This window comes from Paraburkholderia sp. HD33-4 (assembly GCF_021390635.1).
In the GTDB taxonomy this organism is placed as follows: Bacteria; Pseudomonadota; Gammaproteobacteria; order Burkholderiales; family Burkholderiaceae; genus Paraburkholderia.
The window spans coordinates 2,389,270-2,414,405 of the sequence record NZ_JAJEJS010000001.1; the positions used below are offsets into that span (position 1 = coordinate 2,389,270).

Genomic DNA, 25,136 nt, shown 5'->3' on the forward strand with positions numbered 1-25,136 from the left:
GCCCGTCACGTCGCCGCGCGGGTGTTTTGGCTGCTATCATTCGCGTTTCACCAGATCGGCGCACGTGGCCCGGGTTTCAACCGGCAGCGCGCCGCATGTCACAGCCAGCGGGAACGTGCGCGAGCCGCCCGTCGGCACATCGAATCAGAGCATGGATGTCATCGTCATTGGCGGCGGGATAGCGGGCGTCGCCACCGCTTATCACCTGCGCGCGGCCGGCCACCGGGTATGCGTCGTCGAGCGACACGCGACCGTCGCACAAGGCGCCACCTATGGACAAGGCGGCACCGTGCTGCCGACGCCGCTCGACGTGTGGTTCGGCCCGACCTTCATGGCGAGCCGCTACAACGCGAAAAATGGCGTGATCAGCAAGACCGGCTTCAACGGCGCCGCGCGGCAGTTCATCAAGCAGATCGCGGAGTGGCAGCCACCCGAGGCGTTCACGCGCCAGTACGCGCTGCTGCGGCCGCTGATCGAATCCTCGCGCGAGGCGATGGCCGACGTCGAAGCCCGCTTCGGCCTCGAATTCGAACAGGCGAGCGGCCTGCTGTACCTCGTGCGCAGCGCGCACGAATGGGAGCTGAGCTCGGCCGCGCTCGACCTGCTGCGCCGCTTCGAGGTGCCGCATCACGTGATGACCCCGGCGGAATGCGCGGCGTTCGAGCATGCGGTGCCCACGGATCCCGAATTCGCCGGCGGCGTGCTGTTCGAGCACGAGCGCACCGCGAACTGTCCGCTTTTCACCAAGCTCGTCAAACAGGTGCTCGATGCGCAGGGCGGCGTGCAGTTCATGCAGAACTGCGAGGTGACCGGCATCCGGCTCGAGAACCAGCGCGCGGCGGTCGAACTGGCGCCGCGCGACGGCGCGCCCCGCTCGCGCGAAATCGACGTGGTCCAGGGCGACGCGGTCGTGGTCGCGGCCGGTTACGGCAGCCTCGCGCTGCTCGAACGCGCCGGGCTCAGGCTGCCGTTGCATCCGCTGCGGCTGCATTCGCTGGTCGCGCCGATCGCGCACGAGGAATGCGCGCCGCACGTCGCGATCGTCGATGCGGTCAAGCGCATCGGCATCAGCCGCATGAACCATCGGCTGCGGATCGCGGGCGGCGCGGTGCTGCAAAGCGCCAGCCAGATCGACAAGCCGCTCGGCGAAGCGCTGACCAAGGAGGCGCTCGCGCTGCTCGGCCAGGCGACGCATGACTGGATTCCGGGCGCCGCGCGCATTTCGGCGGCTCTGCCATGGGAAGGCGTGAAACTGCTGTCACCGGACGGCTTGCCGGTGATCGGCAACGCGCTGCATCCGCGCCTCTTCGTCAACGTCGGGCATGGCCCGGCCGGCTGGGGCCTCGCCTGCGGCGCGGGCAAGCTCGTTGCTGATCTGATGTCGGGACAGACGCCGACGTTGCCGCAAGACACGCTCGCGGCATTGCGGCCAGAGCGGTTCCAGTAAGGTTTCGCGGTCAGGGCACGGGTATGGCGGGCTGTCAGCCCGCAGTCGACACCCCCGCGTCGATCGCACCACTCCCACCGCATGCACCGAAACAGCCGCACGCCGCGCGCCCATCGGCACTAACATAGCGATTCCCAAGTCTGCCCGCCGCGCCGTGGGCGCACCGCCAGGTTTCGCCATGACAGACGCAGAAAGCTCGCTACCCACCCTTTTCGATCCGCTGACGGACTCGCAGCCGCGCGCGCTGCCGCTGCTGACGCTGACCGACTTGCGGATCGCCGAATCCCAGGCCGCCGCGGCGTTGCCCGAGCACACGCTGATGGCGCGCGCCGGTCATGCCGCCGCGCGCTGGCTGCTCGAACGGATCGCCGCGGATACGTCGGTGACGAAATCGCAGCAGCGCGCATGGCTGATCGTCGGGCCCGGCAACAACGGCGGCGACACGCTGGTCGTCGCGACGGAACTGCATAAGGCCGGCATCGCCGTCGAGGTCTGCATGCCGGTCGAAGTGAAGCCCGCCGACGCGCGCTGGGCGCTCGACGCCGCGCGCGCCGCCGGTGTGTCGATCAGCGCGGCGCCGCCCGCCTCGCTCGACGGCCACAACTGGCTCGTCGACGGCATGTTCGGCATCGGCCTCGCGCGGCCGCTCGACGGCGTGTTCGCGACGATCGCGCGGCAACTGTCGCAGCGCACGAAGACGCGCGCGACACAAGGCGCCGTGCTCGCGCTCGATGTGCCCAGCGGGCTCGACAGTGACACCGGCGCGGTGGTCGGCGGCAACGGCGCGGCGGCAGTCCATGCGACGCACACGATCACGTTCATCGGCGCGAAGCCGGGACTTTTCACCGCGCAGGGCCGCGATCTCGCCGGCCGGGTGACGGTCGCGCCGATCGGGCTCGCCGCGGGGATCAACGGCGGCGCCAGCCAGGACGCCGCCACCGGTGCCCCTCGCGCGGCGATCCAGCTCAGCGCCCCCGACCTCTTCGGCCCCTTCCTGCCCGCGCGCGATTTCGCGACCAACAAGGGCACCTTCGGCAGCCTCGCGGTAGTCGGCGGCGACACCGGCATGTGCGGCGCGCCGATTCTCGCGGCGCGCGCGGCGCTCTACACGGGCGCGGGCAAGGTCCACGTCGCGTTGCTCGGCGAAGGCGCCCCGCCCTACGATCCGCCGCACCCCGAGCTGATGCTGCATCCGCTCGACACGCTGCCGCTCGATTCGATGGACGCGCTCGCGATCGGCTGCGGCATGGGGCACGGCGAACGCGCGACGCGCGTACTGCACGACGTGCTGCGTCTCGACGTGCCCAAGCTGTTCGACGCCGACGCACTGAACCTGATCGCCAAAGATCCCGCGCTCGCCGCCGAGGTCACCGCGCGCGGCGTGCAAGGCGATCCGTGTATCCTCACTCCGCATCCGCTCGAAGCGGCGCGTCTGCTGGGGAGCGATGCGGCGAGCGTGCAACGCGACCGTCTGGCGGCCGCCCGAGCGCTCGCTGCGCGTTTTGCGAGCGTCGTCGTGCTGAAGGGCGTCGGCACGATCGTCGCCGCGCCCGACGGCCGCCTCGCAGTGAACCCGACCGGCAACGCCGCACTCGCGACGGGCGGCACCGGCGATGTGCTCGGCGGCCTCATCGGCGCGCTGCTCGCGCAGCATCTGCCTCGCTTCGAGGCGGCGCTCGCCGGCGTCTATCTGCACGGCCTCGCCGCCGATACGCTGAGCGCGCAGGGCCATGGCCCCGCGGGTCTGACGGCCGGCGAGCTGGCACCGATGGTGCGTACCTTGCTGAACCGGCTGTTCTATTCGGCGACGCCCGCGTAACGCGCGCGATTGGTCCGACTGCGCGTCGCGCGCGGCGCCGCTTCACACCGATGACACATCGCCATCCCAATCATTGCGAGCGCGCGCAACGCACTGCTGCCCGCCGCGCATCCCCGCTATACTGGTTGCCTGCGCCGCGCGTCGGATCGATCGCGGGTCGCGGCGATACTCCAGCGGGCGCATGCGCAGCCCCGCGTTTTCGCGAAGCTCACCCGCTTCGCGAAGTATCGTCGGCACCCTCTCCCGAACCGGGCCGCGTGGCATCGCTCTGACTGCATCGCCGCATCATTCTCGGCCGCGCTTCATGCGCGCGCCTTCCTTCGTGCCCCTTGGTTAGACGGACGCTATGACCCAGAACTCGCTCCCCTCCTGGTCCTCGCTGCAAACGCATTACGACGCGATTCGCGATGCGCATCTGCGCGACTGGTTCGCCCCCGAGAACGATCCCGCTCCCACGCGCGCCGAACGCTTCACGTTCGCGGGCGGCGGTCTCGCAGCCGACTTCTCGAAACACCGCATCACCGACGAAACCCTGCAGCTGCTCGTGCAACTCGCGCGTGAAGCCGGCGTCGAAAAGCGCCGCGACGCGATGTTCGCGGGCGAGGTCGTCAACCCGACCGAAGGCCGCGCCGCGCTGCACACGGCATTGCGCGCAACCGACCCGAACGCGCCGTTCTTCGCCGACGTGCAGGCCGAGCGCAAGAAAATGGCCGCGTTCGCCGAGCAGGTTCGCAGCGGCGCATGGACCGGCTACAGCGGCAAGCGCATTCGTCATGTCGTGAACATCGGCATCGGCGGCTCGGATCTCGGGCCGAAGATGGTCGTGCACGCGCTGCATCATCTCGCGTCGCCCGAGATCTCGACGCACTTCGTGTCGAACGTCGACGGCGCCGATCTGTACAACGTGATGCAGCAGATCGACCCCGAAGAGACGCTCGCGATCATCGTGTCGAAGACCTTCACGACGCTGGAAACGATGACCAATGCGCGTTCGCTGCGCGACTTCTTCATCCAGAAAGGCTGCCCGGAAAGCGCGCTCGCGAAGCACTTCGTCGGCGTGTCGGCGAATACCGCCGAAGTCGTCAAGTTCGGCATCGCGAAAGAGAACGTGTTCTCGATGTGGGACTGGGTCGGCGGCCGCTATTCGCTATGGTCGGCCGTCGGTCTGTCGATCATGATCGCGGTCGGCCCCCAGCAGTTCGACGAGCTGCTCGCCGGCGCCAACGAGATGGACCAGCATTTCCGCACCGCGCCGCTCGACAAGAACCTGCCGGTGCTGCTCGGCATGATCGGCATCTGGTATCGCAACTTCTTCGGCTCGCAGAGCTACCTGGTCGCGCCGTATTCGCAGGCGCTGCATTTCCTGCCGTCGTATCTGCAGCAGCTTGAAATGGAGAGCAACGGCAAGTCGGCGCGGCTTGACGGCGCGTTCGTCGACTATGCGACTTCCGCGGTCACGTGGGGTGAACCGGGCACGAACGGTCAGCACGCGTTCTTCCAGATGCTGCACCAGGGCCCGACGATCGTGCCGATCGATTTCATCGCGGTAATGACGCCCGAGCATCCGCTCGCGAGCCACCATCCGAAGCTGCTCGCGAACTGCTTCGCGCAGAGCGAAGCGCTGATGCTCGGTCGCACGTTAGAGGAAGCAAAGAAGGTGGCCGGCCCGGACAAGCCGGAACTTGCGCCGCACCTCACGTTCCCCGGCAACCGGCCGACCGCGACGCTGCTGCTCGACGCGTTGACCGCGCGCACGCTCGGCGCGCTGATCGCGCTGTACGAGCACAAGGTGCTGGTGCAGGCGTCGGTGTGGGACATCAACCCGTTCGATCAGTGGGGCGTCGAGCTCGGCAAGATTCTCGGCAAGGTGGTCGAGGCCGATCTGGGCGCGGCGAGTGCCGACGTGAAGAAGCATGACTCGTCGACCTCGGCGTTGATCGCGCGGGCGCGCGCTGCGTTGAAGCGCTGAGTGGGAAGTTTGAAATGCGCAGCAGCGTGCGATAACGCGCAATGAACAAAGCGGGCTGCGGCCCGCTTTGTTTTTGCTTCGACGGCGACATGCTTGCGGTACCCGAGCGCAAGCCCCGCTTCGCTAGTTCATCAAGCGAGCCGCCCCGCTTCGATCGTGACCGTCGTATCGCAGCGGCGCGCGAGTTCGATGTCATGGGTCACGAGCACGAGCGTCGCGCCGTGCGCGCGATTCATCTCGAACATCAAATCGATGACCGCGTGGCCGGTGGCCGCATCGAGACTACCGGTGGGTTCATCGGCGAACAGGATCGACGGGCGGGTGACGAACGCGCGCGCGAGCGCCACGCGCTGCTGCTCGCCGCCTGACAGCAGCTTCGGGTAATGACCGGTTCGCTGCCCGAGCCCAACCTGTTCGAGCAGTTCACGCGCACGCGCAGCGGCCTCGCGTGTGCCGATGCCGCCTTGCAATTCGAGCGGCAACGTGACGTTTTCGAGCGCGGTCAGATGCGGCATCAATTGAAACGACTGAAACACGAAGCCGACCGAGCCGCTGCGCAACGCGGCGCGCCCGTCTTCGTCGAGTTCGCCGAGTTCGCGGCCGAGCAGCCGAACCGAGCCCGCGCTCGCGCTGTCCAATCCCGCGAGCAAGCCGAGCAGCGTAGACTTGCCCGAGCCGGATGCGCCGACGATCGCCACGCTGCTGCCGGCATCGATGGCAAGATCGATGTCGTCGAGAATCGTCAGTTCGCCCGCCGCATCCTTAACCCTCTTGCACAAACCCCGCACTTCAATGACTGGATCAGTTCTGTTTGGCATGGTGAAGCGTAGGTTGAAAGTGCGCGCCATCGCCCCTCGCGCCGCGGCGCTGACTGCGGCTTTGCGCGCGACCATGATGGCCGCCGCGCTGGTTTCGTTACCGTTGCGGGCTCACGCGGCGAATGCGCCCGAACCCGCGAAGCCGGTGATCGTCGTGCTCGGCGACAGCATCTCCGCCGAGTACGGGCTGCCCCGCGATACGGGCTGGGTCGCGTTGATGCGTCAGCGTCTGGCCGAAGAGCGCATCGATTATAGCGTCGCGAATGCGAGCATCAGCGGCGACACGACGAGCGGCGGACGCGCGCGTCTGCCCGCGCTGATGGAACGGCTCAAGCCCAGCATCGTGATCGTCGAACTGGGCGCCAACGACGCGTTGCGCGGCGTACCGCTCTCGACGACCGAGGACAACCTGCGCACGATCATCGAACAGGCGCAGCAAGGCCACGCGAAGGTCGTGCTCGTTGGCATGTACGTGCCGCCCAATTACGGCCCCGACTATACGCAAAAGTTCCACGGCCTCTACGGTCAGCTGTCGAAGGAATTCCATCTGCCGCTCGTGCCGTTCCTGCTCGCCGGCATCGCGGATAAACCCGAGATGTTCCAGGCCGATCAGATTCACCCGACGCAGCAGGCACAGCCGCTGCTACTCAACAACGTGTGGCCCGCTGTCCAGCCACTCCTTCGCACAAGTTCGCCGCACTGAAAGACCTGCTAACGACTTGTTTCCGGAACCTGGGGGAACACGGATCGCCGAGCCGTTCGATACATGGGCAACGCCGTGCCACCCGGCTCATTCTTGAGCGACTTCTGAGGAGATAACGTTGAAATATTTACCGTTAATCGCTTTGACCGTTGCCATCTCGGCCTGCGCGGCTCAACCGCCGGCCGGTGTTCAGTCGGTCGGTCAAAGCCAGCAGCCGCCTCGCGCCGTCGCTACCTGCATTGCGCAGAAGTGGGCGGATAGCTCGCAACAACAGGTGGTCTCGCAAAATATTCTCGCCAACGATCAGGCAATGGACGTCTACGTCCCGGGCCAGCAGCCGCCCAGCGGCGCGGCCGCGGTGGTCCGTCCGTCGTATAGCGGCAAGGGCACGTGGGTTGGCTTCCGCGCCGGCGGCGCTGGCGGCAGCAACGCCACCGGGGCGATCAGCGGCTGTCTGTGAAGCGCTTGCCCCCTGCCGTAGATAAAAAAAGCCCCGCATTCGCGGGGCTTTCTTTTTGGGCGGGCAGGTAATGCTGACTGCCGCTTACTGGTCTGCCGTCTGGGCGGCGCTATCGAGCGTACCGTAGAACTGCACCTTCGAGCGCTCGCGCAGCGCCTTCAGATAGGCTTCGGCCTGCGACTGCGCGTCCACCTGCGCGACCTGCTGCTGCGCGGCGGCGAGTTGCTGCGCGTTGGCGGCCGCGGGCGGCACGATCTGATTCACGCGATAGATCGCATAGCCGTCGTCGCCGAGATCGACGCCGACGTAGGCCGGCAACTTTTGCGCATCGACCTTGTAGATTGCACTCAGTGCGGCAGGCGGCACGCCTTGCGCGTCGTTGCGCGACACCTTCAGCGGCGACGAGAAACCGGCGGTCGCCTTCGACTTCTCGAATTCGGCCAGCTTCGCGACGCCATCCTTGTGCGCCGCTTCGTTCGACTGTTCGGCGATCACCTTCTGACGCACCGCGTCCTTCACCGTGTCGAATGCGGGCACGGCGGCGGGCTTGTAGTCGGTCACGCGCGCGGCGATCAGCGTGTTGTTGCCGACGTCGACGGCCTGCGTATTGTTGTGTGCCGATACCGAGTCGTTCGCGAATACGGCCGCGAGGAATTTCGGGTTGTTCAGCGGGCTGTCGGGCGGCAGCTTCGCATCCGGCTGCGGCGTGACCGTCGCGGTCTGGATCTGCAGCTTGAACTTGTCCGCGGCCGGCTGCAGGCTCTTCGCCTTTTCATACACGAGCGACGTGAAGCCTTCCGAGCTGTCGGTGAACGCCTTGCTCGCCAGTTGCGTCTTCAGCTCCTTCGTGATCTGGTCTTTCACTTCGTCGAACGACTTCGTGACCGTCGGCTTCACATCCGTGACCTTGACGATGTGGAAACCGAAGTCGGTCTGCACGATGCCGCTGATTTCGTCCTTCTTCAGCGCGAACACCGCGTCGTCGAACGCCGGGCCACCCGCAATCATGCCGCGGCCGAAGTAACCGAGATCGCCGCCCTTCGATGCCGAGCCCGGGTCCTGCGAATTCTGCTGCGCGATTTGGGCGAACTGGTCCGGATGCGCCTTGAGCTGCGCGAGCAACTCCTCGGCCTTCTGCTTCGCCTTCGCCTTGTCGGCCGCGCTCGCGTCCTTCGGTGCCGCGATCAGGATGTGGCTCGCGCGCACTTCGCCTTCGGTGCGGAAGTGCGCGATGTTGTCGTCGTAGAACTTCTTCAGGTCCGCGTCGCTCGGCTGCACCGATGCGCTCAGCGTGGCCGGCGACATCACCAGGTACTGGATCGTCGCGGTAGCGGGCGTCGCGAAGTCGTTGCGATGCGCGTCGTAGAACGCTTGCAGTTGCGCATCGGTCGGCTGGATCTTCGCCGCGTAGTCGTGCGGGTGGAACGCGATGCCCTGCACTTCGCGCTGCTGCTGGGCGAGCTCGGTCAGGTGCTGCGCGAGCGTCTTCGACGTGAACGCGCTCGCTTCGATGCTCGCGGGCAGTTGTTGCATCGCGAGGTTGTAGCGCATGCGCTCGTCGTACTGATCGGGCGTCATGCCTTGCATCGCGAGCAGCTGCTTGTAGCGTTCGAGGTCGATCGATCCGTCGGGATTCTTCAGCGACGAGATCACCGGATCGGACAGCAGCGCACGGCGCACTGCGTCGTCCGATGCGGTCAGATGCTGACGCTGCGTTTCGTCGGCGAGCACACGCTGCTCGATCATGCCGTCGAGCATCTGGCGACGGCGCTCCGGCGTGTCGAACGACTTCATGTCGAACTGCGCGCCGAGCATTTGACGACCGCGGTCGATCTGCTGGCGCATCGCGTCGTCGTATTCGACGCGGGTGATCTTGTGACCGTTGACACTTGCGACGTTTGCACTTTCGTCAAAGAAGCCGCGGAAGCCCTGAATACCCACGAAACCCAACCCCGGCAAAATGACGAGGATGAGCATGAACATCATCAGGCGTTGGTGATTGCGGAAAAAATCGAGCATGCGTGAGGGGTGCCAAAAACAGAACGCCCGATCTTACAACAGCGGGCAACAAAAAAGGCGAACCGGAGTTCGCCTTTCGTGGATACTGGCGGAGTGGACGGGACTCGAACCCGCGACCCCCGGCGTGACAGGCCGGTATTCTAACCGACTGAACTACCACTCCTTATACTGCGCTTTTGCTAAGTTCGCTGCTGAAAACACTGCTGCCGAATCTGAAACTGGTGGGTGCTGAGAGGCTCGAACTCCCGACCTACGCCTTGTAAGGGCGCCGCTCTACCAACTGAGCTAAGCACCCGTTTCGTGATTCAGTGCTTGATGTGTTTTCTGCCTTGCGGCTGCTCTCCCCGTGAATCGTTCATGCAATCGGGTTAAGCAATTCCTGAAGCAGCAAGCCCATTAGTTTAGCGCATCCTTCAGTGCTTTGCCAGGCCTAAATTTAGGAACTTTAGCTGCCTTGATTTTGATCGCTGCGCCCGTGCGCGGATTGCGTCCGGTGCGCGCGGTGCGCTTGCCGACCGCGAACGTGCCAAAGCCGACCAACGTGACCGATCCACCCTTCTTCAACGTGTTTTTGACACCCGCGATGACTGCATCGAGCGCACGGCCGGCCGCAGCCTTTGAAATGTCGGCTTGCTGTGCGATGTGATCGATCAATTCCGTCTTGTTCATTCAAACCCCCGTGAATGTTTATTGGCAATCGTGACAGTGCTTTCCAGCACCTCCCGCCACGCGGCCGGCGCGAACGCCAGGCCGCCCCATTAGAAGCGGCCGAAACCCTTGTGTCAACCGGGGTTGAGCCTGATCAGTGCGGTTTTAGAGGGGTGCCTTCATCACTGCATATTGCAGCGGAAAGACTGGCAATGCGACGCAACGATGCAAGGGGGATGCGCTGCCTGGAATGTGGGAATTTCGTCGAAGAGAGCACCATGCACAGTGCATGACAAGGTCGTACGGGCAATAAAAAACCCGCGGCCTTGACCGCGGGTTTTCTGGTTCAGCGAGCGACAGATCTGCTGGATGCTTTTGGCGTCAGCGCATTCTGATATGCGCTCCGACCTCAGTGCTTGACGACGTCCGTCGCAGCATCCTTGCCCGGCTCAGCCCCAACCGGCGCCGAGGGCTTCGGCTCTTCTTCCGGTAACGCCTGCGGCACACGTTCGAGCGCAAGTTCGAGCACCTTGTCGATCCAGCGGACCGGCACGATTTCGATCGCGTTCTTCACGTTGTCCGGAATTTCCGTCAAGTCCTTGACGTTCTCTTCCGGAATCAGCACCAGCTTGATGCCACCGCGATGCGCCGCGAGCAGCTTCTCCTTCAGGCCGCCGATCGGCAGGACTTCGCCACGCAACGTGATTTCGCCCGTCATCGCAACATCGGCGCGCACCGGAATACCGGTCAACACCGACACCAGCGCGGTCGTCATCGCGATACCGGCCGAAGGGCCATCTTTCGGCGTCGCGCCTTCCGGCACGTGGATGTGAATGTCCTGCTTCTCGAACGCTTCGTCCTTGATGCCAAGACGACGCGAACGCGAACGCACGACCGAGCGCGCCGCTTCGACGGATTCCTTCATCACGTCGCCGAGCGAACCCGTGCGGATCACATTGCCCTTGCCCGGCATCACCGCGGCTTCGATGGTCAGCAGATCGCCGCCCACTTCCGTCCACGCGAGACCCGTGACCTGGCCCACCTGATTTTCCTTCGCCGCCAGACCGAAGTCGTACTTGCGCACGCCGAGGAAGGTGTCGAGGTTGCTGCCGTCGACCTTCACCGCGCCTTCCGCCTTCTTCAGCAGAAGCATCTTCACGACCTTGCGGCAAATCTTCGACACTTCACGCTCGAGCGAACGCACGCCCGCTTCACGCGTGTAGTAGCGAATGATGTCGCGAATCGCGGTTTCCGTCACATCGACCTCGCCATCCTTGAGGCCGTTGTTCTTCTTCTGCTTCGGCAACAGATAACGCTGCGCGATGCTGACCTTCTCGTCTTCCGTATAGCCGGACAGGCGGATCACTTCCATCCGGTCGAGTAGCGGCGGCGGAATGTTCAGCGAGTTCGACGTCGCGACGAACATCACGTCCGACAGATCGAAGTCGACTTCGACGTAGTGATCGGCAAACGTATGGTTCTGTTCCGGATCGAGCACTTCGAGCAGCGCCGACGACGGATCGCCGCGGAAATCCTGGCCCATCTTGTCGACTTCGTCGAGCAGGAAGAGCGGATTGCGCACGCCGACCTTGGTCAGGCTCTGCAGGATCTTGCCCGGCATCGAACCGATGTACGTACGACGGTGGCCGCGAATCTCGGCTTCGTCGCGCACGCCGCCCAACGCCATGCGCACGAACTTCCGGTTCGTCGCGCGCGCGATCGACTGGCCGAGCGAAGTCTTACCGACACCCGGAGGCCCAACGAGGCACAGGATCGGCGCCTTGACCTTGTCGACACGTTGCTGGACCGCGAGATACTCGAGAATGCGTTCCTTCACCTTCTCGAGACCGAAGTGGTCTTCGTCGAGCACGCGCTCCGCATTCGACAGGTCGTTGTTGACCTTGCTCTTCTTGCGCCACGGCAAGCCGATCAGCGTGTCGATGTAGTTGCGCACGACCGTCGCTTCCGCTGACATCGGCGACATCAGCTTGAGCTTCTTCAGCTCGGCGTCGGCCTTCTTCTTTGCTTCCTTCGGCATGCGGGCAGCAGTGATGCGCTTCTCGAGTTCTTCGAGATCCGCACCTTCTTCGCCTTCACCGAGTTCCTTCTGGATCGCCTTGACCTGTTCGTTCAGGTAGTACTCGCGCTGGCTCTTCTCCATTTGACGCTTCACGCGCCCACGGATGCGCTTTTCGACCTGCAGGATATCGATCTCGGCTTCGAGTTGCGCGAGCAGATGCTCGAGCCGTTCGATCACCGGGAACATCTCGAGGATGTGCTGTTTCTGGTCGAGTTTGAGCGGCAGATGTGCCGCGATCGTGTCGGCGAGACGCCCGGCCTCGTCGATACCCGACAGCGACGTCAGAATCTCCGGCGGGATCTTCTTGTTCAGCTTCACATACTGGTCGAACTGCGACACGATCGCGCGACGCAGCGCTTCGGTTTCAGCGCTGTCGGCGTGGTCGGGTTCGAGCGGCATGACTTCGCACGAGAACTGCGTTTCCTGTTCTTCGATGGAAAGCGTCTTCGCGCGCTGCAAGCCTTCGACGAGCACCTTCACGGTACCGTCGGGCAGCTTCAGCATCTGCAGGATGTTGGCGATACACCCTACTTCGTACATGTCCTTTTCGGTCGGCTCATCTTTCGCAGCCGTTTTCTGGGCGACGAGCATGATGTGCTTGCCGCCTTCCATCGCTGCTTCGAGAGCCTTGATCGACTTCGGGCGGCCTACGAAGAGCGGAATCACCATGTGCGGGAAAACGACTACGTCGCGCAGCGGGAGCAGCGGCAGCGTAATGCGTTCCGGCGGGAGGAGTTGGGTTCCTGACATTTCATTTCCCCATGAGTGGAATCAGTTCGTTCGATAGGTGAGGCCAGCAGAAAATATTGCAAGCCTCCGCGTGTGGGAAAAGTTCAGTGACTCCGAAGGTTCAGTGACTCCATAGTTGAGAACAACCAGCCTGACCACACGATAAACGAAAAAGCCGTTCACGTCGCCATGAACGGCTTTTTTGCAGAACCCGAAAGCCGATCAGTTCGAACCCGCGACTTTCGGCGCGTCTTCGTAGATCAGCAGCGGTTTGCCGTCGCCGTCGATAACGTTGTCGTCGATGATGACCTTGCTTACACCTTTCATTTGCGGCAGGTCGTACATTACATCGAGCAACGCCTGTTCCAGAATCGAACGCAGACCCCGTGCCCCGGTCTTGCGACGAATCGCCTTGCGCGCCACGGCCTGCAACGCGGCGGGCCGGATTTCGAGCTCGACGCGCTCCATGCTGAAGAGCTTGTGATACTGCTTGACCAGCGCGTTCTTCGGTTCGACGAGAATCTTCATCAGCGCCGCTTCATCGAGCTTGCCGAGCGTGGCGACCACCGGCAGACGGCCGATCAGTTCCGGAATCAGGCCGAACTTGATCAGATCTTCCGGCTCCACCTCGCGAAGCACTTCGCCGGCATCGCGGTCCTGCTTGCTCTTCACGCTCGCGCCAAAACCGATGCCAGTCTTCTCAGTGCGATCGACAATGACCTTCTCGAGACCGTCGAATGCGCCGCCGCAGATGAACAGGATGTTGGTCGTATCGACCTGGATGAAGTCCTGGTTCGGATGCTTACGACCACCTTGCGGCGGCACCGACGCCATCGTGCCTTCGACCAGCTTCAGCAGAGCTTGCTGCACGCCTTCGCCCGATACGTCGCGCGTGATGGACGGGTTGTCGGACTTGCGGCTGATCTTGTCGATTTCGTCGATGTAGACGATGCCACGCTGGGCTTTGTCCACCTCGTAATTACAATTCTGCAGCAGCTTCTGAATGATGTTCTCGACGTCTTCGCCGACATAGCCGGCTTCCGTCAGTGTGGTCGCGTCGGCGATCACGAACGGCACGTTAAGAAGGCGCGCGAGCGTCTGCGCGAGCAGCGTCTTGCCGGAGCCGGTCGGGCCGATCAGCAGGATGTTGCTCTTCGACAGCTCGATTTCGTCCTTCTTGTCGAGATGCTTGAGGCGCTTGTAGTGGTTGTAGACCGCGACCGCGAGGATTTTCTTCGCGCGTTCCTGACCGATCACATACTGGTCGAGAATTTCGCGGATTTCCTGTGGAGTCGGCAGGTCGGACTTGGACAAGCCCGCCTCGATGCCCGCGCCTGCAGCCTCGTCGCGGATGATTTCGTTGCATAGGTCGATACATTCATCGCAGATGAATACCGACGGGCCAGCGATCAGTTTTTTGACCTCATGCTGGCTCTTGCCGCAAAACGAGCAATACAACAGCTTTTCGCTGTTAGAACCTTTCTTGTCCGCCATAGATGTGTGAGCCTCCGGACACCGGATTACATAATACGCCGTTTGCCCCCGCCACGCAGTTTGGGCGCAGCAGGGCTAGTGAGCACGATAACGGCGCTTGCCGCAGACGCCCGGACGGAAGTTGAACATTCACAACCGACCCGATGACGGTTTTGCCGCTACCGCGGGCAAAACAACAGGGCAAAACCGTACCAGATCAGGGACGCTTGTGCGCCACCTGGTCGACGAGGCCGTACGCCTGCGCGTCATCGCCGGACATGAAATTGTCGCGGTCGGTGTCGCGGGCGATACGCTCGACGGGCTGACCCGTGTGGTGCGCGAGCAGATGGTTCAGCCGATCCTTCAGGTACAGGATTTCACGCGCCTGGATTTCGATATCCGACGCCTGGCCGCGAGCGCCGCCAAGCGGCTGGTGAATCATCACGCGCGAATTCGGCAGCGCGAAACGCTTGCCCTTCGCACCTGCCGCGAGCAGGAACGCGCCCATGCTCGCCGCGAGCCCCATACACAGCGTCGAGACGTCCGGTTTGATGAACTGCATCGTATCGTAGATCGCCATACCCGCAGACACGGAGCCGCCCGGGCTGTTGATGTAGAAGTAGATGTCCTTGTCCGGATTCTCGCTTTCGAGAAACAGCATCTGCGCAACCACCAGATTGGCCGTCTGGTCGTTCACTTCGCCCACGAGGAACACGATGCGTTCCTTGAGCAGGCGCGAATAAATATCATACGAGCGCTCGCCCCGGCCGCTCGTTTCCACGACGATCGGCACCAGACCGAGTGCCTGCGCTTCGAGATCCCGGGACGACTGGGAGGTCAACGTGTCCAGCATTTGGGCGCGAAAGGTCATGCAATGGATCCTTGTCTGGAAATATTCTGAATATTAGCTGCAGGACACAGGTTGGTGCGGCGAGCCCCGTATTCAAGTGCCGTCTTTGTGTGCACTGCACGCCCCGATCCGGCGCATCACACATTTTCACGGCACAAAAAAACGGCGTGCGGGCCGTCGGTCGCTCCGACAGCCGGCACGCCGTTGCAGCGGCGCTTACGCTTGCGCCGTTGCGCTTGCCAGTTCTTCGAAGCTCACTTCCTTGTCCGTCACCTGGGCCTTGCTGAGGACGAAGTCGACGACGTTGGCTTCAACGACGTACGCTTCCATTTCAGCAAGACGTTGCTGGTTCGAATAATACCAGCGGACGACTTCCTTCGGGTCTTCGTAGCTTTTCGCGAATTCGTCGACTTCAGCACGGATCTGCTCCGGCTTCGCCTGCAGTTCGTTCGCCTTCACGAGCTCGGCCAGCACGAGGCCCAGCTTGACGCGGCGCTCGGCCTGCTCCTTGAACATCGCGGCCGGGATCGGCGCGTCCTTCGCGTTCGGCACGCCACGCTGCTCCAGATCCTGGCGAGCCATCGCGACGAGGCGTTCCTGATCCTGTTCGATCAGCGCGTTCGGCACGTCGAGTTCCGAGATCTTCAGCAGCGCGTCCATCACCTGGTTCTTGACGATGGCTTGCGTGCGGCGCTTCGCTTCGCGCTCGAGGTTGTCCTTGATTTCGCCGCGCATCTTGGTCAGATCGCCATCTTCGATGCCGAGCGATTTCGCGAATTCGCCGTCGACTTCCGGCAGATGCGGCCATTCGATCTTCTTCATCGTGATCGTGAATTGCGCCGTCTTGCCCGCCACTTCCTTGCCGTGGTAGTCGTCCGGGAACTTCAGATCGAATTCCTTCGCTTCGCCGACCTTCAGGCCGAGCGCCGCTTTTTCGAATTCCGGCAGCATGCGGCCTTCGCCGAGAACGAAGCCGAAGTCTTCGGCGCTACCGCCCTGGAATGCTTCACCGTCGAGCTTGCCGACGAAGTCGACCGTCACGCGGTCGCCGTCTTTGGCAGCCGTGTCCGCGCCGCCGTCGCCGTGCTCGCCGGCTTCGCCGCGAGCGTGGAAGTGCACGCGCTGCTTACGCAGGATGTCCAGCGTGCGGTCGATTTCCGCTTCGCTGATGCTGGTCGTGGTGCGCTCGATTTCAGCCGCGGCGACATCGCCCAGCTTCACTTCCGGGTACACCTCGAAAGTCGCGTCGAACGCGTAGCTGCCTTCAACGGCGTCGGCCTTCGGCGCGAAGCTCGGCTGGCCTGCGACACGCAGATTCTCAGCGCGGCTGATGTCGAAGAATTCCTTGCCGACCTTGTCGCTCAGCACTTCGGCTTCCACCTGGCCCGAATACTGTTGCGTCACCATCTTGAGCGGCACCTTGCCCGGGCGGAAACCCGGCATGCGCACGTTCTTCGCGAGTTGACGGATACGCGAATCCACTTCCTTCTGCACGGCATCCTTCGGCAGGGAAATCGTCACGCGGCGTTCGAGCTTGCCGAGGTTTTCAACAACGTTAGCCATGGCTTCAATCGTCCTAAAATTATTCGAGCGAATCAGTTATCTTCTCCGTGCCGCCTGTCGATGTCGCTTCGCATCGATTAGCGCCGATTGCATCGCTGCGTACATCGATCCAGGCGCCTGCGCCGCGGGCTAGCAGGCCGCCGGCAACACGGTTGAGTCCAAAGAGCCGAATATTTTAGCAAACTATTTGCGCGCCTAACCGGGATTCGATGATTGCATCGAGTTTTCCCTGCATTCCGGTCGTTTTGAGGGCCATTTTCGGGTAGTTTCGACACAGCGGGCGCGATTTGCCGCTGGCATCGCCATCCGGTTTGCGGCGTGCGTGATTCGGCGCTGTTTCGTCATGCAACACAAGGCTCGTGCGGATGCTCGCACGCGGCTGCGGCCGACGCTTCGTGGCGGCGATCCCCCCTATGCCGTTCGACATATTCAGCCGGCGTCCCCATGCTGATAAGCTAACGCACTCAGTCGGGCCACCGCCCGCAGCCGGTCGCCCGCAGCCGGTCGCTTCTTCCGCTCCAGCAACCGCTTACAACGACTCAAACCTATCAGAGACACCATGCCGAATTCGTCGCCCTCGCTTGTCGTCGTCATCGCTCCCGATTCATTCAAAGGCTCGCTCAGCGCCGAACAGGTCGCGCAGGCAATAGCAACGGGCATCCAGCGCGCACGCCCCGACGCCAGCGTGCGCATCTGTCCGATGGCCGACGGCGGCGAAGGCACGCTCGACGCCATGCTCACGAGTGGCGGCGAGCGCCGCACGCTTAGCGTGCGCGGCGCGGCCGGCCCAACGCGCGAAGCGCTGACGGGTCTGCTCGCGGACGGCAGCGCAATCATCGAAACGGCGGAAATCGTCGGCATCACGGACCCCGTCGGCATGGGCGTTCCGGTCGAGGCGCGCAGCACGCGCGGCATGGGCGAAGCGATTCGCGTGCTGCTCGACGCCGGCGTGCGGCGCTTTTTCGTCGCGCTAGGCGGCAGCAGTACGAACGACGGCGGCGCCGGCCTGCTGACCGGTCTCGGCCTGCAACTGTTCGACGCGCAAGGCAACGCGCTCGAAGGCACGCCCGAGCAGCTTGCGCGCGTGGCGCGAGTCGACGCATCGCTGCTCGACGCGCGGCTTGCCGATACGCAGTTCGTCGGCATGTCGGACGTCGACAATCCTCTGACCGGCGAGCACGGCGCGACCGCGATCTTCGGTCCGCAAAAAGGCGTGAAGCCCGAACAGGTCGCGCCAATCGACGCGGCGCTCGCGCGCTTCGCCGATCTGCTCGAAGCCGCGCTCGGCCGCACCGCGCGCGACCTGCCGGGCGCGGGCGCGGCAGGCGGCCTCGGCTTCGCGTTGCACATGCTCGGCGCGCAGTTCGAGCCGGGCGCGGAAACCGTCGCGCGGCAAATCGGTCTCGATGCCGCACTCGCCGGCGCCGACTGGTTGATCACCGGCGAAGGCCGCTCCGACGTGCAGACGCTGCACGGCAAGGCGCCGTTCATCGCGTGTGCGCATGCGCGAGCCGCGGGCGTGCCCGCCACGCTGCTGTCCGGCGCGGTCGACTCCGCCGCGCTGCCGCGTCTTGCCGAATACTTCAGCGGCTGCTTTTCTCCGGCGCCGGGGCCCATCACGCTCGACGTCGCGATTCGTGACGCGGCGCGCCTGCTCGCCAACGAGGCCGAGCAGTTGACGCGCCTGAAATACGGCGCGCGTTGACCCGCGAAACGGTTGCCGCAACAATCACAGCGCCACGACCGTTCCACTCATCACGGGGTGACCATGAAGGACTCTGCCAAAGCCGGGCTCGAGCAGTTCCTCACGTATCGTCTGCATGTGCTGAACAAACTGGCCGAGCGCGGCATCAGCGCGCGCTACGCGGCGAAGCTCGACGTGACGCTGCCTGAAGCGCGGGTGATCGCGTCGGTGGGATCGTTTGGACCGTTCTCGATCATGGAGCTGGCACGCCATGCCAATCTCGACAAAAGCCAGGCGAGTCGCGCAGCCGAAGCGCTGATCCGGCAAGGACTCGTGCAACGCGAGGCGAGCGCCGTGGACGGTCGCGTCGTGCTGGTCTCGCTGACGCAGGAAGGCCGCGCGCTGTATCGCAAGGTGATGCCGATCGCGCGCAAGTGGAACGGCGATATGTTCGACTGTCTCGACGAAGAAGAAAAGGCCGCGTTGGGCGCGGCGCTCGACAAGGTGATCAGCGCGATGAACGCGCGGGAGTGACGTCGCGCGGCGAACCGGCCGTGCTCGAAAGGCGCCGTTTCACGGCATTGGACGGTGCGTGTCAAAATTGAGGATCGGCCTACGCGCCGTCACCCGCTCTCTCATCCAGGAACGTTTCAGTGGACATCAACAAACAGCTCGCGGCACTCACCGCGTCGGAACTGCAGACCGCCGGCGCGAGCCAGGCGACCGCGATCGCGCTCAGCGTCGTGCTGCGTCATCTTCGTTCGCCGGAACTGGCGAAACTGCTGTCGTCGGCATTCGAAAATCATCAGGCGGTGATGCTGCAAACGCCGTGGCCGGACCAGATGCTGCAGGCGTTCGAGTCGACGCGCCGTTTCCTCGAAGGCGCCGCGCAAGCGGAATTGCCGGGCTCGCAGGAAGTGCCCGGAACTCCGGGCGCCTGAGTCGCGCACTCGCGATGAAAGGCCGCGGAGCACCACGGCGGCCTTCCGGAAACTGCGCATAAAAGAAAAACCCCGTCGGTCCAAAGACTTGACGGGGTTTTTCTTGACTACCAATAGATGGTGCGAGGGAGGGGACTCGAACCCCTACACCCTTGCGGGCGTCAGGACCTAAACCTGGTGCGTCTACCAATTTCGCCACCCTCGCAGCCGGGTACGCCGCGATGCGTCGCGCCCGATTGTCCTGTGCGCCACCAGCCGCGCGAAACACGCGCCCGAAAGCGTAAGCGCGAGATTCTAACCGATTGATTCGCGCTTGTCTGCACCCGTCGGTATCTGCTTGCGCGGCGCCGATGCTACAATTTTCGGCTCGTCGAGACGGGCGCCGCGACACACGCCAGCGCTCTTCTCGCCAGCCCTTCCCCACACTCTCATCCCGTGAATTTCGACGACTATTGCCAGCAAAAAGCGGCGCCCCCAGGTTCGAGCACCTACTATGCGCTTCGCCAGGCGCGCGCAGCCAGTCAGCCGCTATTGACCGCGCTCTTCGCATTGCGTCGCGAGTTCGAGGAAACGGTCAAGGAGACGAGCGACCCCGCGGTCGGCCGCACGAAGCTCGCGTGGTGGCAGAAAGAAATCGCCGCGCTCGCCGCAGGCTCGCCGTCGCATCCGGTGTCCAAGGCGCTCGCGGCGCATCTGCCCGACGCGCAAGCCGAGTATCCGGCTCTGCAGGAACTGCTCGCGGGCTTCGAGATGGATCTCGACCAGGCACGCTATCTCGACTATCCGAACCTGCGGCGCTATGTGCGTGGTGTCGGCGGCAATTTCGCGTCGCTGGTGTCGCGCGCCGCGACAACCGGATCGGCCGACGATGCCGCGCAAGCGTCGGCGTGGGCCGCACCGCTCGGCGAGGCGCTGATGCTCGCGCAGTTCGTCGCCGAAACGGGTAACGATGCGCGCCACGGCCGTATCTATGTCCCGATCGACGAGATGCAGCGCTACAACGTCACTGCCGCCGATCTGATCAACCGCAAATACACCGACGCGTTCACCGAGCTGATGCGCTTCGAGACACAGCGCGCGCGCGATGCGGTGCAGACCGCGCTAGCCGCGGTGCCTGCCAGCGCGCGTCGCGCCCAGCGCACGTTGCTCGCGCTCGCGGCGCTCGCGTTGGCATTGCTCGATGAAATCGAGCGCGACGGTTATCACGTGCTGCATCAACGCATCGCGTTGACGCCAATCCGCAAGCTCTGGATCGCGTGGCGCGCGAAGTAGGCACGGTGCATTAACGGACGGCCGCGTTGAGAGGCGCAGCACGTTCAGACGCGATGTCGATGACACCGTACGACGCCGCGCACGACTTCGGCGCTCAGATGCGGGGCCACGTACGAGCGCCCAGGCGCCCAGCCGCCCAGCCGCTCACGCCCGCAGCAACGGCAGCGGCTCGAACCGCTGCTGCAGGACCGCCGACGCGTCCAGCCCCCACCACGGCCCGAGCACCGTCGCATAGAGCTGGCGGAAATCGACGCCGACCGGCAGGTTGCCATTCCCATCGAGCCGCGCAAGCAGCGGCGGCACGCCATACAAACCGCCCTGCACGCGCCCGCCCGTCACGAAGTGCGGCGCCACCGTGCCGTGGTCGGTGCCGTTGCTCTGATTTTCGCGCGGACGGCGGCCGAACTCCGCATACGTCATCACGAGGGTATCGTTCCACCGGCCCAACTCGACGAGCGCGGCCTGCATCGCCACCATCCCTTCCGCGAACTGTTTGAGCAATGCGGCCTGCTGTCCCGGCTGGTTCTGGTGCGTATCGAAACCGTTCAGCGTTAGCCGGATCACGGCCACGCCCTGCGCGCTGATCGGTTGCTCTGGAGTCGCGCGGCCGGCGGCGCCCGCCTTCGGGCTGTCCGAAGCGGCCAGCACTTGCATCGCCGTTTTGATCGAGCTGCCGAACGCGCCGCCCGGAAACGCGGTCTTCAGTTGAGGCTGTCCTCGCGTCGAACGCAGACGATCAGCCGCCTTCACGATGTCGTTTTCGACGTCCAGAATATGCTCGAGCGCCGGATTGCGCTCATGCAAGGACACCGGCGTCGCGAGTCGCGAGGCTCTGACGAACTGCGCGGGATTGACCAGCGCGATCGCGCGCGCGCCGTTTGCGAGCGGTCCCATTTCGGCACTCCCGATCACGACGCCGTCGGCCGCGAAACCGGCGGGCACCGGCCTCATCGCGAACGCCCTGGTGAGCCAGCCGTCACGCAGATACTCATCGGAGCGCGACGCGGTATCCCAGATCTCGATCGAGCGGAAGTGCGACAGGTTCGGCTGCGCATAGCTAACGCCCTGCACGATCGCGAGCTGCCGGCTGCGCCACAACGGCACCAAAGGCTGCAACGCGGGGTGCAGCGCGGTGCGCTCGTCGAGCTGAATCATCTGTTCGCGTTTGATGCCGATGTTTTTGCGCAGCGCGTAGTAGGCGGGATCGGCGAACGGGATCACGGTGTTCAAACCGTCGTTGCCGCCTTTCAGTTCGATGAGGATCAGCAGGTTGTCGTAACCGCGCCCCGGCACAACCGGCGCATTCGACGCATCCCGCCACTGCGCAGCCATCGGGTCCCCCGCGCCGATCGCGCGAGGCAGCCACAGCGACGCGCCGGCGGCCGCGCCCATCGAAAGAAAGCTGCGTCGTTTCATGCTGCACCTCATCGTGATCATGCTGGCGCGTGTCGTGCCGCCGCCGGTTGCATCGACTGCCACTACGTGGATTATTTCAATTGGTAAGCCGGGTCCATCAGCAAGGCTTCGAGGTACGCGCTCGCGGTCGAATCGGTGGCGATCGCATCGACCGGCGTGAACGGCAGCACCGCGTGCTGCAACTGCAATTCAGCCGACAGCCCCGGTTTCGCAGCCGGCGAAGCGTTGTAATGCGCGAGCCAATTCGCGATGTCAAAGCGTACGCCACCCTGGCCGGTGCGTGCCATGACGCGCTGCAGCGGCGGGCTGGCCTGACTCGCGGCGAGCGAGGGCCGTGCGCCGCTCGCCGCGCCCTTGGCGCTGGCCGCACCGTTCATGCGGGGCGCCCCCGTGCTTTCGGTCGCGCGAAACAACTGCTCGACGAATTGCTTGCGCGCGAGCAGCGTCGAACTGTTGATCCATGACGCGCCGCCCGGCCATCCTTTGACGTTCGGCGGATAGAACAGGTTCTCGCCGAGCGCGCGAATCTGCGAGGCGAACGGCGCAGTGTCGTCGTAGCCGACATCGAATCCGCGCAGCGCGCCGATCACGAATTCGACCGGCGACTTCACCAGCACGCCGCGATTGTCGTCGCTCCAGAATGCATCGCTGAGGAAGAGCCCGCGCAGCGCTACCTTGATGTCATAGCCGCTCACCCGAAACTGCGAGGCGATCGGCTCGACGCGCGCCGGGTCCGGCGTGTCGGAGATGAACTCGCGCCAAAGCTTCGTCGTAACGAACGTCGCGGTCTCGGGACGCGCGAGCAGGATATCGAGCAGCTGGTCGCCATCGAACGCGCCGCGTTGGCCGAGCACGGTTTTCTCGCCGTCGTCGTGCTGGTTCGCGCGCCACACGTAGGCCTGCGTCTCGGGATCGAGACTCCAGCCGGTGTAGGCGCGCGCGGCCTCGGCGACATCGCGCTGCGTATAGCGCCCCTCGCCGAGCGTGAACAGTTCCATCACTTCGCGCGCGAAATTTTCGTTGGGCTTGCCCTTGCGATTGCTCGCGCCGTCGAGGTACAGCAGCATCGCGGGATCTTTCGCGACGGCGTGCAGCAACTCGCCGAAATTGCCGAGCGCATGCCGGCGCAACAACAGATTTTGCCGCGCCATCAGTTGCGGATAGGGGACCTTGTCCTGCCCCGACGTGAAGTGGTTATGCCAGAAAAGCGTCATGCGTTCGGTGAGCGCCGAAGGCGTGTTCAGCATCTCTCGCACCCACCATGCTCGTAATAGTTCGTAACGCTGTCCGAGCAGCTTTTGTTGCTCGCGACGCTGATCCGGTGTCCATACGCTGCGCTCGGTACGCGTTGGAATCGGCTCGAACACCCAATCGGGAGGCGGCGACACGGCTTCGCTGCGCGCGTTCGCGAGTGTCTTGTCGACCGCCTGCGCGCGCGTGAGTCCCGCATACTGGGCGAGCTCGGCGTTATCGGGCGCAAAGCCGATGCGGGTCAGGAAAAAGCGTGCGTCGTCGATGTCGAGCAGGCTTTGTTGGTCGCCCGTGTCGAGCGGTGCCGCGGGCGTCGCCGAGGCCGCGCGATGACCAGCGTGCGCGGCATGCGCCGCGCGCTGCTGCGCGAGTGCAGCAGATGAGGCGTAGCTCAACGCAGCCGCCACGCCAAGCCGAAGCTCACCATTCACACGTCGAAGTAGTTTCGTCATCGCCGATCCGTTTTGCGTGACATCGCGAGCCGAGGCGCCCATATGCACGAAGACGCGCACGAAGACGCACACGAACACGAGCACGAACACCCGCTGTTGCTGCCGACTCAACGGAACAGCGGATCAGGAAGTTGACGCTGAATATGCAACAGGATTTTTCAGGCGACGATGCGCGCTGAGATCAACGCTTGTACAACTCGCGCACGGCGTCTTCGATATGCTGCCGCAATAGCCGACGTTCTTCGGGTGTCATATGACCGTCGCGGCGACGCTGATCGAGATCGGGGGGAACTGCGGTACGCAGCATCACGTCAGAGGCAGGGTGATCGATGCTCGGGTTGTGGTGGCTGGCCTTGCCATTGCCCGAGTGGGACGCATGCTCGCTCGCCGCTCTGTCGGCGGAGGGCTGCGCATGGGCGAGCGTTGGGCCCAGTGTGCCTGCGAGCGTACCGGCAACCGCCAGTGCAATCACGCTTCGGCGCACATTTGGCCAAACCCCTCCCTTCATGTTGTTCCCTTCGTGGCGCGGCAACCGGCTACCTCAGATGCGTATACAAACCCCGGTAACAGCCGGGTACGAGAGTTTTGTCGAGTGAAGTATCCACCGAACAGCCGCATTCAGTAAAGGAGTCTAATCGCGCATACTTTACGTCGCGCCACACTGCGGGTAAATTTTGTAACCGACTGTAACCCCAGAAATGGTGTAACCGCGCACCACTTTCTAATCGCGCTAAGATGCCGACCATGGAAACCAAAAACCCTTCGAAAATCCTCGTCGTCGACGACGATCCACGCCTGCGCGATCTTCTGCGCCGCTACCTCGGTGAACAGGGCTTCAACGTCTACGTCGCCGAAAATGCGCCGTCAATGAACAAGCTCTGGGTGCGCGAGCGCTTCGATCTGCTGGTGCTCGATCTGATGCTGCCCGGAGAGGACGGCCTGTCGATCTGCCGACGTCTGCGCGGCAGCAACGACCGCACGCCGATCATCATGCTGACGGCCAAGGGTGAGGATGTCGATCGCATCGTCGGCCTCGAGATGGGTGCCGACGACTACCTGCCCAAGCCGTTCAATCCGCGCGAACTGGTCGCGCGGATTCACGCGGTGCTGCGTCGTCAGTCGCCGTCCGAATTGCCGGGCGCGCCGTCCGAGACCACCGAGGTGTTCGAGTTCGGTGAGTTCGCGCTGAATCTCGCTACCCGCACGCTGACCAAGGCCGGCCAGGAAATTCCGCTCACCACCGGTGAGTTCTCGGTGCTGAAGGTGTTCGCGCGCCATCCGCGTCAGCCGCTGTCACGTGAAAAGCTGATGGAGCTCGCACGTGGCCGCGAATACGAAGTCTTCGATCGCAGCCTCGACGTGCAGATCTCGCGGCTGCGCAAGCTGATCGAACCGGATCCGGGCAGCCCGCGCTTCATTCAGACCGTGTGGGGCCTCGGCTACGTGTTCATCCCCGACGGTGCAGCCTGAGTTTGCGCTCCACTTCAATGTCGACCAGAGTTGCCGCTTTAGCGGCTACTCTGGTCCCATGCAAAATAGTTT

20 protein-coding genes and 3 tRNA genes are annotated in these 25,136 nt (G+C 63.9%); 10 read left to right on the forward strand and 13 right to left on the reverse strand.

What is annotated here, in order from left to right:
* Positions 1 to 151 precede the first annotated feature (151 nt).
* The 3 genes from L0U84_RS10575 to pgi all read left to right on the forward strand — a co-directional run bounded on the left by L0U84_RS10575 (position 152) and on the right by pgi (position 5,235).
* The gene (locus L0U84_RS10575) at positions 152 to 1,447 is read left to right on the forward strand and encodes an FAD-dependent oxidoreductase (RefSeq protein ID WP_233849735.1); all 1,296 of its coding nucleotides are present in this window, start codon (positions 152 to 154) and stop codon (positions 1,445 to 1,447) included.
* A 178-nt stretch (positions 1,448 to 1,625) separates the two neighbouring features.
* Complete coding sequence (locus L0U84_RS10580; RefSeq protein WP_233849736.1) at positions 1,626 to 3,266, forward strand: NAD(P)H-hydrate dehydratase; 1,641 nt, start codon at positions 1,626 to 1,628, stop codon at positions 3,264 to 3,266.
* Between the two features lie 346 nt (positions 3,267 to 3,612).
* Positions 3,613 to 5,235: a glucose-6-phosphate isomerase gene (gene pgi / locus L0U84_RS10585; protein ID WP_233849737.1), complete on the forward strand. Its 1,623-nt coding sequence runs from the start codon at positions 3,613 to 3,615 to the stop codon at positions 5,233 to 5,235.
* Positions 5,236 to 5,366: 131 nt separating this feature from the next.
* On the opposite strand, the gene L0U84_RS10590 is transcribed toward pgi, so the two are convergent.
* Positions 5,367 to 6,053 (reverse strand): ABC transporter ATP-binding protein, encoded by a 687-nt coding sequence (locus tag L0U84_RS10590; RefSeq protein WP_233849738.1) that lies wholly within the window; start codon positions 6,051 to 6,053, stop codon positions 5,367 to 5,369.
* On the opposite strand from L0U84_RS10590, the gene L0U84_RS10595 reads away from it, so the two are divergent.
* Together L0U84_RS10595 and L0U84_RS10600 are read left to right on the forward strand one after the other, a co-directional pair.
* Positions 6,052 to 6,756 (forward strand): arylesterase, encoded by a 705-nt coding sequence (locus tag L0U84_RS10595; protein ID WP_233849740.1) that lies wholly within the window; start codon positions 6,052 to 6,054, stop codon positions 6,754 to 6,756. The genes L0U84_RS10590 and L0U84_RS10595 overlap by 2 nt on opposite strands.
* Positions 6,757 to 6,874: 118 nt before the next feature.
* The gene (locus tag L0U84_RS10600) at positions 6,875 to 7,216 is read left to right on the forward strand and encodes a hypothetical protein (RefSeq protein WP_233849742.1); all 342 of its coding nucleotides are present in this window, start codon (positions 6,875 to 6,877) and stop codon (positions 7,214 to 7,216) included.
* 84 nt (positions 7,217 to 7,300) lie between these two features.
* On the opposite strand, the gene L0U84_RS10605 is transcribed toward L0U84_RS10600, so the two are convergent.
* The 8 genes from L0U84_RS10605 to tig form a co-directional block, all read right to left on the reverse strand.
* Complete coding sequence (locus tag L0U84_RS10605; protein WP_233849744.1) at positions 7,301 to 9,235, reverse strand: SurA N-terminal domain-containing protein; 1,935 nt, start codon at positions 9,233 to 9,235, stop codon at positions 7,301 to 7,303.
* A gap of 86 nt (positions 9,236 to 9,321) precedes the next feature.
* Positions 9,322 to 9,398, reverse strand: a tRNA-Asp gene (locus L0U84_RS10610).
* A gap of 56 nt (positions 9,399 to 9,454) precedes the next feature.
* A tRNA-Val gene (locus L0U84_RS10615) sits at positions 9,455 to 9,530 on the reverse strand.
* Between the two features lie 101 nt (positions 9,531 to 9,631).
* Positions 9,632 to 9,904, reverse strand: coding sequence for an HU family DNA-binding protein (locus tag L0U84_RS10620; protein WP_018418077.1), 273 nt, complete (start codon positions 9,902 to 9,904; stop codon positions 9,632 to 9,634).
* A 388-nt stretch (positions 9,905 to 10,292) separates the two neighbouring features.
* Complete coding sequence (lon, locus tag L0U84_RS10625; RefSeq protein ID WP_233849746.1) at positions 10,293 to 12,713, reverse strand: endopeptidase La; 2,421 nt, start codon at positions 12,711 to 12,713, stop codon at positions 10,293 to 10,295.
* 201 nt (positions 12,714 to 12,914) lie between these two features.
* Positions 12,915 to 14,186, reverse strand: a complete 1,272-nt coding sequence (gene clpX, locus L0U84_RS10630; RefSeq protein ID WP_013089402.1) for an ATP-dependent Clp protease ATP-binding subunit ClpX — start codon at positions 14,184 to 14,186, stop codon at positions 12,915 to 12,917.
* Positions 14,187 to 14,382: 196 nt separating this feature from the next.
* Positions 14,383 to 15,036, reverse strand: coding sequence for an ATP-dependent Clp endopeptidase proteolytic subunit ClpP (clpP, locus tag L0U84_RS10635; RefSeq protein WP_013089401.1), 654 nt, complete (start codon positions 15,034 to 15,036; stop codon positions 14,383 to 14,385).
* Positions 15,037 to 15,231: 195 nt separating this feature from the next.
* The gene (gene tig, locus L0U84_RS10640) at positions 15,232 to 16,578 is read right to left on the reverse strand and encodes a trigger factor (RefSeq protein ID WP_233849748.1); all 1,347 of its coding nucleotides are present in this window, start codon (positions 16,576 to 16,578) and stop codon (positions 15,232 to 15,234) included.
* A gap of 559 nt (positions 16,579 to 17,137) precedes the next feature.
* Between tig and L0U84_RS10645 the strand changes: the two genes are divergently transcribed.
* The 3 genes from L0U84_RS10645 to L0U84_RS10655 all read left to right on the forward strand — a co-directional run bounded on the left by L0U84_RS10645 (position 17,138) and on the right by L0U84_RS10655 (position 19,203).
* A complete protein-coding gene (locus L0U84_RS10645; RefSeq protein WP_233849750.1) occupies positions 17,138 to 18,283 on the forward strand; it encodes a glycerate kinase in 1,146 nt (381 codons plus the stop codon).
* 63 nt (positions 18,284 to 18,346) lie between these two features.
* Positions 18,347 to 18,796 carry a MarR family winged helix-turn-helix transcriptional regulator gene (locus L0U84_RS10650; protein ID WP_233849752.1) on the forward strand — a complete coding sequence of 150 codons (450 nt, stop codon included), beginning with the start codon at positions 18,347 to 18,349 and terminating at the stop codon, positions 18,794 to 18,796.
* Positions 18,797 to 18,915: 119 nt separating this feature from the next.
* A complete protein-coding gene (locus tag L0U84_RS10655; protein ID WP_129957308.1) occupies positions 18,916 to 19,203 on the forward strand; it encodes a hypothetical protein in 288 nt (95 codons plus the stop codon).
* A gap of 118 nt (positions 19,204 to 19,321) precedes the next feature.
* Here the strand turns inward: L0U84_RS10655 and L0U84_RS10660 are convergent.
* Positions 19,322 to 19,408, reverse strand: a tRNA-Leu gene (locus L0U84_RS10660).
* Positions 19,409 to 19,638: 230 nt separating this feature from the next.
* Between L0U84_RS10660 and L0U84_RS10665 the strand changes: the two genes are divergently transcribed.
* Positions 19,639 to 20,475 carry a squalene/phytoene synthase family protein gene (locus L0U84_RS10665; RefSeq protein WP_233849754.1) on the forward strand — a complete coding sequence of 279 codons (837 nt, stop codon included), beginning with the start codon at positions 19,639 to 19,641 and terminating at the stop codon, positions 20,473 to 20,475.
* Positions 20,476 to 20,619: 144 nt separating this feature from the next.
* Here L0U84_RS10665 and L0U84_RS10670 read toward each other — a convergent pair whose 3' ends face one another.
* The 3 genes from L0U84_RS10670 to L0U84_RS10680 form a co-directional block, all read right to left on the reverse strand.
* Positions 20,620 to 21,891 (reverse strand): DUF1501 domain-containing protein, encoded by a 1,272-nt coding sequence (locus L0U84_RS10670; protein WP_233849756.1) that lies wholly within the window; start codon positions 21,889 to 21,891, stop codon positions 20,620 to 20,622.
* A 71-nt stretch (positions 21,892 to 21,962) separates the two neighbouring features.
* Positions 21,963 to 23,594, reverse strand: coding sequence for a DUF1800 domain-containing protein (locus tag L0U84_RS10675; RefSeq protein ID WP_233849757.1), 1,632 nt, complete (start codon positions 23,592 to 23,594; stop codon positions 21,963 to 21,965).
* A gap of 181 nt (positions 23,595 to 23,775) precedes the next feature.
* Positions 23,776 to 24,102 (reverse strand): hypothetical protein, encoded by a 327-nt coding sequence (locus tag L0U84_RS10680; RefSeq protein WP_233849758.1) that lies wholly within the window; start codon positions 24,100 to 24,102, stop codon positions 23,776 to 23,778.
* Between the two features lie 227 nt (positions 24,103 to 24,329).
* Here L0U84_RS10680 and ompR point away from each other — a divergent pair, with 227 nt between their 5' ends.
* Positions 24,330 to 25,064 (forward strand): osmolarity response regulator transcription factor OmpR, encoded by a 735-nt coding sequence (ompR, locus tag L0U84_RS10685; RefSeq protein WP_006048917.1) that lies wholly within the window; start codon positions 24,330 to 24,332, stop codon positions 25,062 to 25,064.
* Positions 25,065 to 25,136 lie beyond the last annotated feature (72 nt).

Bases quoted from the DNA above. Each gene is read 5' to 3' on its own strand.
- L0U84_RS10575 (WP_233849735.1), top strand. From the start codon at position 152: ATGGATGTCATCGTCATTGGCGGCGGGATAGCGGGCGTCGCCACCGCT.
- L0U84_RS10580 (WP_233849736.1), top strand. From the start codon at position 1,626: ATGACAGACGCAGAAAGCTCGCTACCCACCCTTTTCGATCCGCTGACG.
- pgi (WP_233849737.1), top strand. From the start codon at position 3,613: ATGACCCAGAACTCGCTCCCCTCCTGGTCCTCGCTGCAAACGCATTAC.
- L0U84_RS10595 (WP_233849740.1), top strand. From the start codon at position 6,052: ATGGTGAAGCGTAGGTTGAAAGTGCGCGCCATCGCCCCTCGCGCCGCG.
- L0U84_RS10590 (WP_233849738.1), bottom strand. From the start codon at position 6,053: ATGCCAAACAGAACTGATCCAGTCATTGAAGTGCGGGGTTTGTGCAAG.
- L0U84_RS10605 (WP_233849744.1), bottom strand. From the start codon at position 9,235: ATGCTCGATTTTTTCCGCAATCACCAACGCCTGATGATGTTCATGCTC.
- L0U84_RS10620 (WP_018418077.1), bottom strand. From the start codon at position 9,904: ATGAACAAGACGGAATTGATCGATCACATCGCACAGCAAGCCGACATT.
- lon (WP_233849746.1), bottom strand. From the start codon at position 12,713: ATGTCAGGAACCCAACTCCTCCCGCCGGAACGCATTACGCTGCCGCTG.
- clpX (WP_013089402.1), bottom strand. From the start codon at position 14,186: ATGGCGGACAAGAAAGGTTCTAACAGCGAAAAGCTGTTGTATTGCTCG.
- clpP (WP_013089401.1), bottom strand. From the start codon at position 15,036: ATGACCTTTCGCGCCCAAATGCTGGACACGTTGACCTCCCAGTCGTCC.
- tig (WP_233849748.1), bottom strand. From the start codon at position 16,578: ATGGCTAACGTTGTTGAAAACCTCGGCAAGCTCGAACGCCGCGTGACG.
- L0U84_RS10645 (WP_233849750.1), top strand. From the start codon at position 17,138: ATGCCGAATTCGTCGCCCTCGCTTGTCGTCGTCATCGCTCCCGATTCA.
- L0U84_RS10650 (WP_233849752.1), top strand. From the start codon at position 18,347: ATGAAGGACTCTGCCAAAGCCGGGCTCGAGCAGTTCCTCACGTATCGT.
- L0U84_RS10670 (WP_233849756.1), bottom strand. From the start codon at position 21,891: ATGAAACGACGCAGCTTTCTTTCGATGGGCGCGGCCGCCGGCGCGTCG.
- L0U84_RS10675 (WP_233849757.1), bottom strand. From the start codon at position 23,594: ATGACGAAACTACTTCGACGTGTGAATGGTGAGCTTCGGCTTGGCGTG.
- L0U84_RS10680 (WP_233849758.1), bottom strand. From the start codon at position 24,102: ATGAAGGGAGGGGTTTGGCCAAATGTGCGCCGAAGCGTGATTGCACTG.
- ompR (WP_006048917.1), top strand. From the start codon at position 24,330: ATGCCGACCATGGAAACCAAAAACCCTTCGAAAATCCTCGTCGTCGAC.